This window comes from Phenylobacterium sp. (genome assembly GCF_030646615.1).
In the GTDB taxonomy this organism is placed as follows: domain Bacteria; phylum Pseudomonadota; class Alphaproteobacteria; order Caulobacterales; family Caulobacteraceae; genus Phenylobacterium.
This window is the reverse complement of sequence record NZ_JAUSLG010000014.1, coordinates 1-12,179: the sequence shown is the minus strand read 5'-3', so window position 1 is coordinate 12,179 and position 12,179 is coordinate 1. Positions and strand designations below refer to the sequence as shown.

The window sequence follows — 12,179 nt, the reverse complement described above, 5'->3', positions numbered from 1 at the left end:
CTGCGCGGCCTCATCGCAGGATCTCCTCGCGCATCATCGCCAGGGCCGTCTCCAAGGCGCCCTGGCGTACGTGGCCCCGGCCGATATCGCCGAAGCGAACCAGCTGGTGTCGGGCGTCCCGGCCGCGCCGTGCGCTGGCGAAGTGGACGAGGCCGGCGTCTTCGCCCGGATTGGGGCCAGCTTCGGTGAAGCCGGTGACGGCGGCGACGATGTCGGCCTGGGAGTTGGCGATGGCCCCGCGGGCCAGGGCCAGGGCGACGGCTTCGGATACCGCCCCATGGGTCTCCAGCATCTCCCTCGGCACCTGCAGCATCTCGTGCTTGGCCGCCTCGGTATAGACCACGAACCCCCGCTCAAAGGCGTGGCTGCAGCCGGGAATGTCCGTCAGCAATGAGGCCAGCAGGCCGCCGGTGCAACTCTCCGCCGTCGCCAGTCTCAGGTCCCGGTCACACGCCAGAGTCAGAACGTCACGCACCAGGTCATCCAGGGCGGGGGGGACGGCAAGATCCAGGGCCTCGGCCATCATAATAGTCCTTCTCGAAGGTGGGGCTTCAACACGAGGGCGAAGACGTAGGTTCCCCTTGATTTCCGAGGCCGGGCCCCCTCGTTAGCCCCATGACCAAGGGACTGAGAATCGCCGTGGCCGGGGGCGGGGTGTTTGGGCTGGCCAGCGCGCTCGCCTTGGCGAGGGCCGGGGCGCAGGTCAGCCTGCATGATCCGGGGCCGGCGGGCGCCAACGCCTCCGGCGTGGCGGCCGGCATGCTGGCGCCGGTGAGCGAGGCGCTGACGGATCCCACAGCCCTACCGCACCTCGATCTCATGATGGCCGCCCTCGATCTCTGGCCCGACTTCGCCCGGACCTGGGATCTTGTCCTGGATCGCCGCGGCGCGTTGCTGCTGGGGGATGAGGCGCGTCTGGCGACGCTGTCGCTGTCCGCCCGCCATCTAGGGATCGACCTGCCGGCTCTGAAGGCCGATCAGTTACCCGCCTTTCCGGGAGGCTATGGGGCGGCTATCAACGGCGCGCTCCGGGTCCAGGCCGACCAGCGAATCGATGCGGCCAGCCTTGGGGGGCTGGCGAAGGCCGCCGCAGCGCTCGGCGTTCGCTTCAGCGTCGCGCCGCCGCCGGCGCAGGATCTCGACTGGTTGGTCGTCGCCACGGGACCCTCCCGTGACCTTGTCGCAGAGGCGCCGGAGCTCGCGGCCCTTGAGCCCATCAAGGGCCATATCCTGCGCTATGGCGACCTGGCCTATGACGGGCCCGTCCTGCGCGGGCCAGGCGCCTATGCCGCGCCCGCCGCCGCCGGCCTGCTGATCGGTGCGACCATGGAGACGGGGATCGCCGACCCCCAGGTGCAGGATGATGTGGCCTCCAGCCTGGCCCGGGCTTCGATCGCCATCTTTCCGGGACTGGCGGACCGCTCCTGGACGCCGGCGGCCGGCGTGCGGGCGGCCACCCCGGACGGCCTGCCCCTGGTGGGGCCTGGCCGCACCCCGGGCGTCATCCTGGCCGCCGGGGCGCGGCGCAATGGCTGGCTGCTGGCGCCCCTGGTGGGGGCCATGGTCTGCGCCTATGCGCTGGGGCAAGACCCTGGGATCTGGGCGGACAGATTGTCTGCGGGCCGCTTCAGCGCCTGAGGCTCGCAAAACGTGGTTAGCGGGCCGTTAACCATGCTGGAGGCATTCAGGGGCCATGTCCGTCCAGGGTCTCAGAGGTGTGGTTGAAACCGCCATCCAGCGCGCATCCAGCGCGACGGGGGTGGATTTCACCTTTCTGATGGGCACGGCGCACCGGGAGAGCGGCTACAATCCGTCGGCCAAGGCGAAGACCTCGTCGGCCGCCGGCCTCTTCCAGTTCGTCGAGCAGACCTGGCTGGCCACCCTCAAGCAGCATGGCTCGAAATACGGTTATGCCCGCTATGCCGAGCTGATCCAGCAGGGCTCCGACGGCCGCTATCGGGTGTCCGGCGCCGAGGCCCGCAAGACGGTGATGGATCTCAGGTTCGATCCCCAGGCCGCCTCCCTGATGGCCGGGGAACTGGCCACAGATCATGCCGCCTATCTGAAGGGCCGCGTCGGCCGCACGCCCACGGCGGGCGAGCTCTACGCCGCCCACTTCCTGGGGCCGCAAGGCTCGGCGCGCCTGATCGAGGCCACCCGGTCCCAACCCGGCGCCAGCGCCGCCAGCCTGTTTCCCGAAGCCGCCCGGGCCAATCGCGCGATCTTCTACAAGGGCGGCCGCCCGGCCACCGTGGCCGAGGTCTACGCCAACCTGACCCGCACCGGCGGGGGCGGCGACGCCGTCCGCCCGCGGGAGACGTCGCCGGTGGTCCCTGACGGCGGGTTCTTCCAATACGCCTCGGCCCGTCGCGCCGAAGCCCTGCGCGAGCAGGAGGTCCTGGTGGACTTCATCCTGCGCGGCTCCCAGCCGGCCGAGGGCGCCGGCGCGGGCCAGCGCCTGGGCGGCTCGCTGTTCTCCAGCGAGATGCTGCGGATGCTGTCCGAGGCCCGCGACGGCAGCTAAGGCGCGCGCCCTAGACCGCCGCGCCGCTCGCCCGCATCGCCTCGATCTCGCCGGCGCTGTAGCCGACCTCCGAAAGCACTTCGACCGTGTGCTGGCCCAGGCCAGGGGGCGGCGGCCGTGGCGTCGTCTCGATCCCCGGAAACTGCGCCGGGGCGGCGGGCGAATCGCCGAACCCGCCCCGGCCATCCTCCACCTCCACCAGGGCGCCGGCCGCGCGGACCTGTGGATCGGCGGCCACCTCGGCCGGGGTCTGAACCGGCGCCCAGACGAGGTCGGCTGCGTCCAGGCGCTCGGTGATCTCGTCCCAGTCCAGGGCGCCGAAGGCGGCATCGAATTCAGCCGTCAGGGCCGCGGTGTTTTCCTTGCGCAGTCGCCCGGTGACGAAGCGCGGATCCTCCTGCAGCTCTGGCCGCCCTGCGGCCTTGGTCATCGCCGCCCAGTCCGCCGAACCGCCCCGGGGATTGGTGACGAACCAGCGGCCCTCCCGGCTCTGGAAGAAGTTGGCCAGGGGATTCAGCGGCTCGCGCCGGGCGCGGTTGGACGACAGTCGGCCAAACCGCAGCTGGACGGCGAGGTCGGAGCCCACCGTATAGACGCCGGTGGCCAGCAGCGAGGTCTGCACCATCCGCCCGACGCCGGTCTGTTCGCGCTCATAGAGCGCCGCCAGGATCGCCGAGGTGGTGGCCAGCGAGGTGATGTGGTCGCCGAAACCGGTGCGCAGCAGGAAGGGGTCTTCCCCCTTGGGCGTGGTCATCCGCGCCACCCCGGCCCGGGACCAGAAGGCGGTGACGTCGAAGCCCGGCTTATGGGCGTCCGGCCCCTCCATCCCATAGCCGGTGACCAGGGCGTAGATCAGCCGCGGATTGGCGCCGCGCAGGCTGGCCTCATCCAGGCCCGCGCGCTTCAGGGAGGCGGGACGCACATTGGTCAGGAAGACGTCTGCGCCGGCGGCCAGTCGGGCCACGGCGTCTCGGCCCTCGGGCTTGGAGATGTCGAGCACCACCGAGCGCTTCCCGCGGTTGTCCATCTCAAAGGTCGGATTGGCGCCCAGGTCGCTCTTGGCGTCGGCGAAGACGTGACGCATGTCGTCGCCGCCGGGCCGCTCGATCTTGATCACCTCGGCACCCCAGTCGCCCAGCACGCCAGCCGCGCCTGGCGCGGCGATATAGGTGGCGAACTCCACCACCTTCAGCCCCTTGAGTATCACTGAACCCTGTCCTCCGCCCTGGCCGCGCCTGGGTCGGCGACGGTCCGCTTGGGGCCATAGTGACCGGGGCGGGCGAGGGGGGAAAGCTGGACTTGGCCCTGCCGCAGGGTCAGGCCTTCAGGATCAGGCGACGCGACGCCCGGCGCTCAGGCGGCGGGGGGCGGCGGTGGCGTCGGCCACGGCCCGGGCGACGGCGGTCACGCTGACCGGCTTGCGCAGCACGGCGTCGGCGCCGGCCTCGGTGCAGGCCTGGGCTTCGTCGGCGTCCCCCCCGATCACCGCGATGATCGGCAGGCGCCCGGCCTGCCCCTCCAGGGCGCGGATCGCGGCGGTGGCCTCGGGCCCGTCCAGGCCCGGCATGCGGCCATCGATGAGCGCAAGATCGAAGTCGCAGACCTTGGCCAGGTCCACCGCCCGGCGGCCGTCCTGGGCGTGAACCACCTGGTGGCCCAGCTGTTCGAGCACGGCGCGCATCATGGCGGCGTTCAGGCCGTCATCCTCGGCCATCAGGATGCGCAGCTTGCGGCCCTCGGCGGGGAAATCAGCGGCGTCCTGAACGACCAGATCCACCTGCGGCGCGGCGTCGATGTCGAAGGGCAGCTCCAGGCGGAAGCAACTGCCGACGCCAGGCGCGCTGCTCGCCGTCAGTTCGCCCTGCATGAGCCGGGCGAGTTGCCGCGACAGGGAAAGGCCAAGGCCCGCGCCTGGCACGCCGGCGCTGGTGCGCTCGACCCTGTGGAAGGCCTCGAAGGCGCGCTCCAGCTCCTCAGGCGAGAGACCGGGGCCGGTGTCGGCGATCTCGATGGCCAGCCGCCCGGAGTCGGTCAGCTCCAGCCGCGCCTCGACGCGGCCCCTGACCGTGAACTTGATGGCGTTGCCGAGCAGATTGGCCAGGATCTGGCGCAGGCGCGTCGGGTCCGCCATCGCCGCGCCGACCCGGCCCTCCAGCGCCGACGCGACGAACACGTTCAGCTCCAGACCCTTGGTCGCCGCATGGGGGCGGTTCAGCAGGATCAGATCGCGCACCAGGCCCGCCGCATCGATGGGCCGGATGTCGATGGCCAGTCGGCCGGCCTCGGCGGTCTCTGAATCCAGGGTGGTGTTGAGCACGCCGATCAGGTCGCTGACGGCGTCCAGCGCCGCCGACAGCTGGTCCCGCGAGGGGGCGGCCCGGCCGTTGCGACCGGCGGCGGCGGCCAGCACATGGGCCACGCCGGTCAGGCCGTTGCGGATCTCGTGGCTGAGGGTCGCCACCAGGTCGGACTTGGAGCGGGCCAGGCGGCTGGCTTCCTCGACCTTGCCCGCCCGGTCGGCGATCAGCTCCTCACGCTCGGCGGCCATGGCGAACTGGCGGCGGAGAATGCGGTTGAGGATCAGGGAGAGGGCGAAGGCCAGCGCCACGCCGCCCCAGGCGAGGCTTGCGGCGCTCTGGGTGTGAGGCGTGGCGAACAGGGCGATCAGCGGCCCGGCCGCCGCGGCGGCGCCGACGATCAGCAGGCTGGGCAGCCAAGGGGCGGTGAAGAAGATGCAGACCACCGAGGCGGCCGTCGCCATCAGCAGCAGGGCCTCGCGCATCGGTCCGGCGTTGTCGGCGAAGGCGGCGATCTGGGCCACGCATCCGGCCCAGACCAGGCCGGTGACCACATGAACCCGGCCGCGCTTCACCAGGTCCTCGGCGGCGGGCGTGCGGAGCCAGCCGACAGCCGCGTAGGTGGTGGCGCAGGCGATGGCGAACAGGGCGAAGTTGGCCGTCATCCAGGCCGCATTCGGGGCGAAGGAGCCAGCCCAGACGAAGACGGGCAGGCTGATCAGGAAGGCCACCAGGGCATAGGGCAGCAGCGCCGCCTGGGCGTCCAGGGCCTGACGCGTCAGCGACGTTGCGCCACGGGGGGCAAACCGCACAGAATCGGCTTTGGATGACACAGGCATATCCTTTGCGGCGACGCCCGCGAAGGTAGAGGCTCAGGGTTGGCGGGACGTTACGCGATAGCCTTAATCCACAGGCGCGTGCGAAACCGTCCGTTAAGCCTAACCAATCATTGTCGCTGGACGGGATGGAAGTCTCGACGGAGGGGGACGGGTCCTATGACGACCACGCGGGCGGCGCTGACCGAGGATGACATCCGCACCCTGGTGAAGGGCGCCACCCCGGACGAGCGCGCCCTGGTCGCCCACAAGCTTTGCCGGCGCATCGACACCTTGCCGCTGACGCCCGAGGAACAGGTGCTGGCGCAGGACATTCTGCGGGTCATGGCCGCCGACGCCGCCGAACTGGTGCGCCGCGCCCTGGCGGTCACGCTCAAGAGTTCGCCCCTCGTCCCCCACGATGTGGCCCTGACGCTGGCCCGGGATGTGGAAAGCGTCTGCCAGCCGATCCTCAGCTTCTCGCCGGTCTTCACCGATGAGGAACTGGCCGAGATCGTTCGGCTGGGCGGTCCTGTCCGCCAGGTGGCCATCGCCAAACGCCCGCGTTTGTCGCGCCGGGTCACGGACGTTCTCGTGGAGACCGGGGCCGAGCGCGCCGTGGAAGTGGCCTGCGCTAACGACAACGCTGATTTCGCCGACGCCACGCTGATGAATGTCCTGGCGCGGTTCGAGCGGTCCGAGCGGGTGCTGGCCGCGGTGGCCTATCGCCAGACCCTGCCCCTGGCGGTGACCGAGAAACTGATCGACATGGTCAGCGACCAGGTCCGCGACCACCTGCTCACCCATCATCCGGTATCGCCGGAACTGGCCCTGCAGATCGCCACCGGCGCCAAGGAGCGGGCGACCCTCGACCTGGTGGACCAGGCTGGCCGGTCGGCCGACCTCAAGGCCTTCGTGGCCCACCTGCACCGCAACGAGCGCCTGACCGCCTCCCTGCTTCTGCGAGGCCTGGCCCACGGCCACATGGCCTTCTTCGAGTGGGGGCTGGCTGAGTTGGCCGGCGTGCCGCACCATCGCACCTGGCTGATGATCCACGACGCCGGGCCGCTGGGCCTCAAGGCCATCTATGAGCGGGCCGGCCTGCCGGCGCGGCTGTTGCCGGCCTTCCGCGCCGGCGTCGACACCTTCCATGCCATGGAGTTCGAGGGTGGGGCCCGCGATCGCGACCGGTTCCAGAAGAAGATGCTCGAACGCTTCCTGACCCAGCCCCATGTGGGCGCCCGGGACGACGCCGACTATCTCCTCGACCGCATGGACCGCCTCGCCGAGCGCGCCGCGCCGGCCATGCAGACGGCCTGATCAGCTATTCCTTGGCGATCGGGCTGGCTGGCCCCAGATTTCGCGGATGAGCGTCACCCCCGATAACGCCGAAATCCGGCCGGCCTCCACCCTCCTGCTCCTGCGGGACGATCCGGCCTTCGAAGTGCTGATGGTCGAGCGCCATCACCAGATCGACTTCGCCTCCGGCGCCCTGGTCTTTCCGGGCGGCAAGTCCCATCCGGGCGACCATGAGGACGCCTGGGGCGACCATGTCTCCGGCTGGGCGGCCCATGACGGGGAGCAGCGGGGCCTGCGCATCGCCGCCATCCGGGAAGTCTTTGAGGAAGCGGGTCTGCTGCTCGCCACGCGCCGTGATGGCGGACCTCTCGAGGTCGAGCCTGCGCCACTGGAGCTCCGACAATCGGTCGATCGCGGGGAGACCCCGTTCCTCGAGGTGGTGCGGGCGGCCGGGGCGCGGCTCGACCTCTCGGCCCTCACCGTCTTCGCCCGCTGGATCACGCCGCCGGTGACGCCCAAGCGGTTCGACACCTGGTTCTATGCCGCCCACGCCCCGGCGGGGCAGTTGGCGGTCTGCGACGGGCGGGAGACCGTGGACGCCTGCTGGCTTTCACCCCAGGCGGCCCTGGACGCCGGGGCCCGGGGCGAGCGGAAGCTGGTCTTTCCCACACGCATGAATCTGGGGCGTTTGGCGCACGCGACGAGCGCGGCGGCCGCCATCGCTGCGGCCCAGGCGCGGCCCCTGGTCGCCGTACAGCCGGAAGTTCGCACAGGGCCCGACGGCGCGCGGCTGGTCTTGCCGGAAAGCGCCGGCTACGGCGCCGTCAGCGAGCGTTTCGTCCCGGGAATGTAGGGGTTCAGACGACGCCGGAGGCGGCGACCCGGCGCTCAAGCTCTTCCACCAGGATCTTGCCCACCGGGTGGTCGTCGGTCTTGATGCTGTCGCGGACGGCGGCCTTGACCCCGTCGATATGGGCGTCGATCAGGACCATCGGCGCCTGCATGCGCTTGTCCTTGTCGTCGATCAGCTTGCAGAGCGAGGCGGCCATGCGGGTGATCAGCGGAAATTCGTAGGTGGTCCCCAGGCCCTTCAGGTCATGGGCGCGCAGATAGAGGGCCTCGAGCGTTTCAGCCGTGGCGCCCTGGGTCTTCACCTGCTGCCGGGCCGCTTCGAGCTTGGTGACCTCGTCCTGAAGCCAGGCGCCGAAATTGCCCGACAGGCTTTTCAGAGCCGCTTCGGCCTTGGCGATCGCGCTGGCGTCGACCGCGCCAAACCGCCCGCCGACCTTGAGGCGAAGGGTATTGGGGACCTGGATCACCTGACCCGTATTCTGCTCACTCACGGCCATCTCCTCGGGGACGCACGGGGCCACCGTAGTGAGCGAACCTTAACAACGAATGAGACGGGCCGTCAGGCGGAAAACTGCTCGGCCAGCACCCGTTCCTCAAGGCTTCGGCCGGCGTCGAACAACATGGTCAGGCTGATGTCGCGGTTCTCCGCCACGTGCACCTCGACCACGTCGCGCACCTCGAAGTTGTCGGCGACGGCGCTGACCGGCCGCTTGTCGGCTTCAAGAATCTCGAAGGTCACCCGGGCGGCGTGGGACAGCAGCGCCCCGCGCCAGCGGCGGGGGCGGAAGGCGCTGATCGGCGTCAGGGCCATGACCTTGGCGTCCAGAGGAATGATCGGGCCATGGGCCGAGAGATTATAGGCCGTCGAGCCGGCCGGGGTGGCCACCAGCGCCCCGTCGCAGGACAGCTCGTTCAGACGCACCTTGCCGTCCACCGAGATGCGCAGCTTGGCCGTCTGCCGCGTCTGGCGCAGCAGGGAGACCTCATTGATGGCGAGCGCCCGGTGCTGGCGGCGCCGGGCGTCCACCGCCACCATGCTCAAGGGGTGGATAAGCGCCCGCTCGGCGGCGTTGATCCGGTCGAGCAGGCCATCGGCGCTGTACTCGTTCATCAGGAAGCCGACCGAGCCGCGGTTCATCCCATAGATCGGCTTGGGCGCGCCCATATTGCCGTGCAGGGTCTCCAGCATGAAGCCGTCGCCGCCCAGGGCGACGATCACCTGCGCCTGGTCCTGGGGCACCTGGCCATAGCGGGCGGTCAGATCCTTCAGGGCGTCCTGCGCCTCGGGGCGGTCACTGGCGGCGAAGGCCACCCGGGTCACGAAGGGTTCGGCTTTGAACATGGGCGTGCAAAAGCCGACAGCGCAGGCGCCTTGTCAAACGCCGATCGCAAGGCTGCGTCAGGCCTGGTGCGAACTCATGGTCTGGCGGAAGGCCGCAGCCGCCAGGTCCGGCGCGAAGGGACCAAAGGCGGCTAGGGCCCGCCGCGCGCCCTCGGAGCCGCCGCCCGGCCTGTTGTCGTTCAGGCCGCGAACCAGCTCCAGGATGGTGGGAAAGGCGCTGCGGTCGATGCTCACCGCCGCGCAGGCCAGGGCCAGGTGCTCGGGCTGCTCGCCGTCCATCGCCCGGCGCAGCATGTCCGGGGGAAAGTCGCCAAGGGTCGAGAGGATGCCGACGAACAGGGAGAGCTTGCCCTCTCGCAGGGCGCGCAACAGATAGCCGGGCCGCAGCTGGCCCGCCGCCACCAGCTTGCTGATCAGGCGCTTCTCCATCTCTTCGCGCTCGTCGTCCTGTTGCCAGACGATGGCGTCGCCGTTCTCGACGAGGGCGCCGGCATGGGCGTCGCCCACCGCCTGGCCGAGGGCGGCGTCCAGGGCCTCGGTGTCGAGGCGGAACCGGAGGGTGAGCGCCTGGCGCAGGGCCTGGCCGACCCAGGCATAGAGCTCCTGGGCCAGATCTTCGGTCAGTTCACTGCGTCGGGTCAGCGGCGAGCGCAGGGCCGCCACCCGGCGCGAGGCCTTGACCAGCAGGGCCATGTCTTCTGGGCCGAGGGCCGTCTGGGTGTTGCCGGCCAGGGCGGTGAGGACGGCGGGCTCGGCCTGCCGCAGGATGGCGGCGACCACCGGCGCGCCGAGACCCGGGCGCCGGGCGACTTCGATCTGGTGTTCGACGGTCGCCTCGATGAGCAGGCGAACCAGGTCATGATCCTGGAGGATCGGGCTGGCGGCGATGATCGGCCGGGCGATTTCGATATCGTCCAGGGCCAGGACATTGATCAGGGCGATGGGCGCCCAGCCGACGCCGGATAGCTTTTCGGCGAGACGCCGACGGATGTCCCGTTCGGCCTCGACCACCAGGCTCATGAAGATGGAATTCAACAGGTCCTGAACGGGCGGGGCTGACATGATCTGGCCGCTGTCGGCCACGTCGCATAGATCCACCACGGCCAGAAGCAGCCGTTCACGATCGCCAGGCGTTCGGCTCTTGGCCAGACTCAGGATCTCTTCGGTCCTCGCGAGCGCGCTCAAGGCGACCTCCGGCTACGAGTCGTTCGTTGGGGCGAATCTGATGGCTGCAAATGAAAACATGCTTAAACCGGCGTCGACCAAATCGCCGCAGTTTCTAAAGACAGTGACGTGAGGAGCAGATCAATATGGGCCAACCCCTGATCCTGGCCCTGGACCAGGGCACCACCAGCACGCGGGCTATTCTCTTCGATCTGTCGGGTCAGGCGTTAGGGGAGGCGTCCCGCCCCTTGACCCAACACTATCCGGCCGATGGCTGGGTGGAGCACGACGCCGAGGACATCTATGAGGCCGCAGTCCTGGTGATGGCCGAAGCGGTGGCCAAGGCCGGCGCCGGGATGGACCAGGTGGCCGCCATCGGCATCACCAATCAGCGCGAGACGGTGGTGCTCTGGGACAAGGCCACCGGCGCGCCCGTCCACCGGGCCATCGTCTGGCAGGACCGCCGCACCGCCGCCCTTTGCGAAGCCCTGCGTGGCCAGGGCGCCGAGGCGCACGTCACCGAGATCACCGGCCTGCTGATCGACCCGTACTTCACCGGGACGAAGCTCGCCTGGATGCTGGACCATGTGCCGGGCGCCCGCGAACGGGCCGAGGCCGGAGACCTGCTGGCCGGGACCATCGATTCCTGGCTGATCTGGAAGTTGACCGGCGGCAAGGCGCACCTCACCGACGCCACCAACGCCTCGCGCACCCTGCTGTTCGACATCCGGGCCCAGGCCTGGTCCGAAGCCATGCTCGAACTGTTCAGAGTGCCCCGGGCGATCCTGCCCGAGGTGCGCGACTGCGCCGGCCTGTTTGGCGAGACCGAGGCCGGCCTGCTGGGCCGCGCCATCCCCATCTGCGGCGTGGCCGGCGACCAGCAGGCGGCGCTGATGGGGCAGGGGTGCGTGGCGCCGGGGCAGATGAAGGCCACCTATGGCACCGGCTGCTTCCTGCTGGTGAACACCGGCGAGGCCGCCCCGGTCTCCCAGGCCCGCCTGCTGACCACGGTCGCCGCCCGGATCAACGGTCGGACCACCTATGCCCTGGAAGGCGCGATCTTCATCGCCGGCGCCGCCATCCAGTGGCTGGTGGAGGGGCTGGGCGTCGAATCCCCCGCCGCAGCCGAAGCCCTGGCCCGCCAGGCGCGCGCCGATCACGGGGTGGTGCTGGTTCCCGCCTTCACAGGCCTGGGGGCGCCCTGGTGGGACGCCGAGGCCCGCGGCGCCCTGAGCGGCCTGACCCGCGACGCCGGCCTGGCCGAGATTGCGGCGGCCGCCTATGAGGCCAGCGCCTACCAGACCGCCGACCTGATCGAGGCCATGGCCTCGGACGCGCCGGAGGCCTTTGGCGAAGGCTCGGAATTGCGGATCGACGGTGGCATGTCTCGCAGTCCCTGGTTCGCCCAGCGGCTGGCTGACCTCACCGGCCAACGGGTCGCCCGGGCCAGCTATGAGGAGACCACGGCCCTGGGGGCGGCGCTCTTCGCCGGGCTGGGAGCTGGTCTCTATGCCGATGTCCAGGCCGCCGCTGCGGCGCGGCCGGCCACCGAACCGTCCGTCCCAGCCCTGGACCCGGACCTGCGCCTGGCCGGCCACGCGCGCTGGCGCGACGCCGTGCGGCGGGTGCTCAGCCACGGCTGAACGCCGCGCCCTTGACGATCGCCGGCTGGAGGGGGATTCTTAAGGGACAGAACAAGAACTCAAAGGGAGGCCGCTATGGCCGACGGATCTGCTGGCGTGATGTCGCTGCAAGGCAAGGTGGCTGTCGAGGAGTGGCAGGCCCGGGTGGAGTTGGCTGCGCTCTATCGGCTGGTGGCGCTGCACGGGTGGGACGACCTGATCTACACCCACATCTCGGCCCGCATTCCGGGGCCGGAGCACCAC

11 protein-coding genes and 1 pseudogene are annotated in these 12,179 nt (G+C 70.3%); 6 read left to right on the top strand and 6 right to left on the bottom strand.

Annotated elements, in window-relative coordinates:
• Positions 1–10: 10 nt before the first annotated feature.
• Positions 11–523: a CinA family protein gene (locus Q7S93_RS02025; RefSeq protein ID WP_304711909.1), complete on the bottom strand. Its 513-nt coding sequence runs from the start codon at positions 521–523 to the stop codon at positions 11–13.
• Positions 524–615: 92 nt separating this feature from the next.
• On the opposite strand from Q7S93_RS02025, the gene Q7S93_RS02020 reads away from it, so the two are divergent.
• Both Q7S93_RS02020 and Q7S93_RS02015 read left to right on the top strand, forming a co-directional pair.
• Positions 616–1,638 carry an FAD-dependent oxidoreductase gene (locus tag Q7S93_RS02020; RefSeq protein ID WP_304711908.1) on the top strand — a complete coding sequence of 341 codons (1,023 nt, stop codon included), beginning with the start codon at positions 616–618 and terminating at the stop codon, positions 1,636–1,638.
• Between the two features lie 55 nt (positions 1,639–1,693).
• Positions 1,694–2,524, top strand: a complete 831-nt coding sequence (locus tag Q7S93_RS02015; RefSeq protein WP_304711907.1) for a transglycosylase SLT domain-containing protein — start codon at positions 1,694–1,696, stop codon at positions 2,522–2,524.
• Between the two features lie 10 nt (positions 2,525–2,534).
• On the opposite strand, the gene Q7S93_RS02010 is transcribed toward Q7S93_RS02015, so the two are convergent.
• Both Q7S93_RS02010 and Q7S93_RS02005 read right to left on the bottom strand, forming a co-directional pair.
• The gene (locus tag Q7S93_RS02010; protein ID WP_304711906.1) at positions 2,535–3,731 is read right to left on the bottom strand and encodes a CaiB/BaiF CoA transferase family protein; all 1,197 of its coding nucleotides are present in this window, start codon (positions 3,729–3,731) and stop codon (positions 2,535–2,537) included.
• A gap of 123 nt (positions 3,732–3,854) precedes the next feature.
• Positions 3,855–5,654 carry an ATP-binding protein gene (locus tag Q7S93_RS02005; protein WP_304711905.1) on the bottom strand — a complete coding sequence of 600 codons (1,800 nt, stop codon included), beginning with the start codon at positions 5,652–5,654 and terminating at the stop codon, positions 3,855–3,857.
• A gap of 162 nt (positions 5,655–5,816) precedes the next feature.
• Here Q7S93_RS02005 and Q7S93_RS02000 point away from each other — a divergent pair, with 162 nt between their 5' ends.
• Both Q7S93_RS02000 and Q7S93_RS01995 read left to right on the top strand, forming a co-directional pair.
• Positions 5,817–6,956 carry a DUF2336 domain-containing protein gene (locus Q7S93_RS02000; protein ID WP_304711904.1) on the top strand — a complete coding sequence of 380 codons (1,140 nt, stop codon included), beginning with the start codon at positions 5,817–5,819 and terminating at the stop codon, positions 6,954–6,956.
• Between the two features lie 46 nt (positions 6,957–7,002).
• Positions 7,003–7,788, top strand: coding sequence for an NUDIX hydrolase (locus Q7S93_RS01995; protein WP_304711903.1), 786 nt, complete (start codon positions 7,003–7,005; stop codon positions 7,786–7,788).
• Between the two features lie 4 nt (positions 7,789–7,792).
• On the opposite strand, the gene Q7S93_RS01990 is transcribed toward Q7S93_RS01995, so the two are convergent.
• From Q7S93_RS01990 to Q7S93_RS01980, 3 genes are all read right to left on the bottom strand, one after another.
• On the bottom strand, positions 7,793–8,284 hold the full coding sequence (locus tag Q7S93_RS01990; protein ID WP_370652043.1) for an Hpt domain-containing protein: 492 nt from the start codon (positions 8,282–8,284) through the stop codon (positions 7,793–7,795).
• A 62-nt stretch (positions 8,285–8,346) separates the two neighbouring features.
• Positions 8,347–9,129, bottom strand: coding sequence for an NAD kinase (locus Q7S93_RS01985; protein WP_304711901.1), 783 nt, complete (start codon positions 9,127–9,129; stop codon positions 8,347–8,349).
• 57 nt (positions 9,130–9,186) lie between these two features.
• Positions 9,187–10,314: a DUF2336 domain-containing protein gene (locus Q7S93_RS01980; RefSeq protein WP_304711900.1), complete on the bottom strand. Its 1,128-nt coding sequence runs from the start codon at positions 10,312–10,314 to the stop codon at positions 9,187–9,189.
• Between the two features lie 125 nt (positions 10,315–10,439).
• Between Q7S93_RS01980 and glpK the strand changes: the two genes are divergently transcribed.
• Complete coding sequence (glpK, locus tag Q7S93_RS01975; protein WP_304711899.1) at positions 10,440–11,936, top strand: glycerol kinase GlpK; 1,497 nt, start codon at positions 10,440–10,442, stop codon at positions 11,934–11,936.
• 75 nt (positions 11,937–12,011) lie between these two features.
• Positions 12,012–12,179, top strand: a pseudogene (locus Q7S93_RS01970) (class II aldolase); the annotation flags it as partial.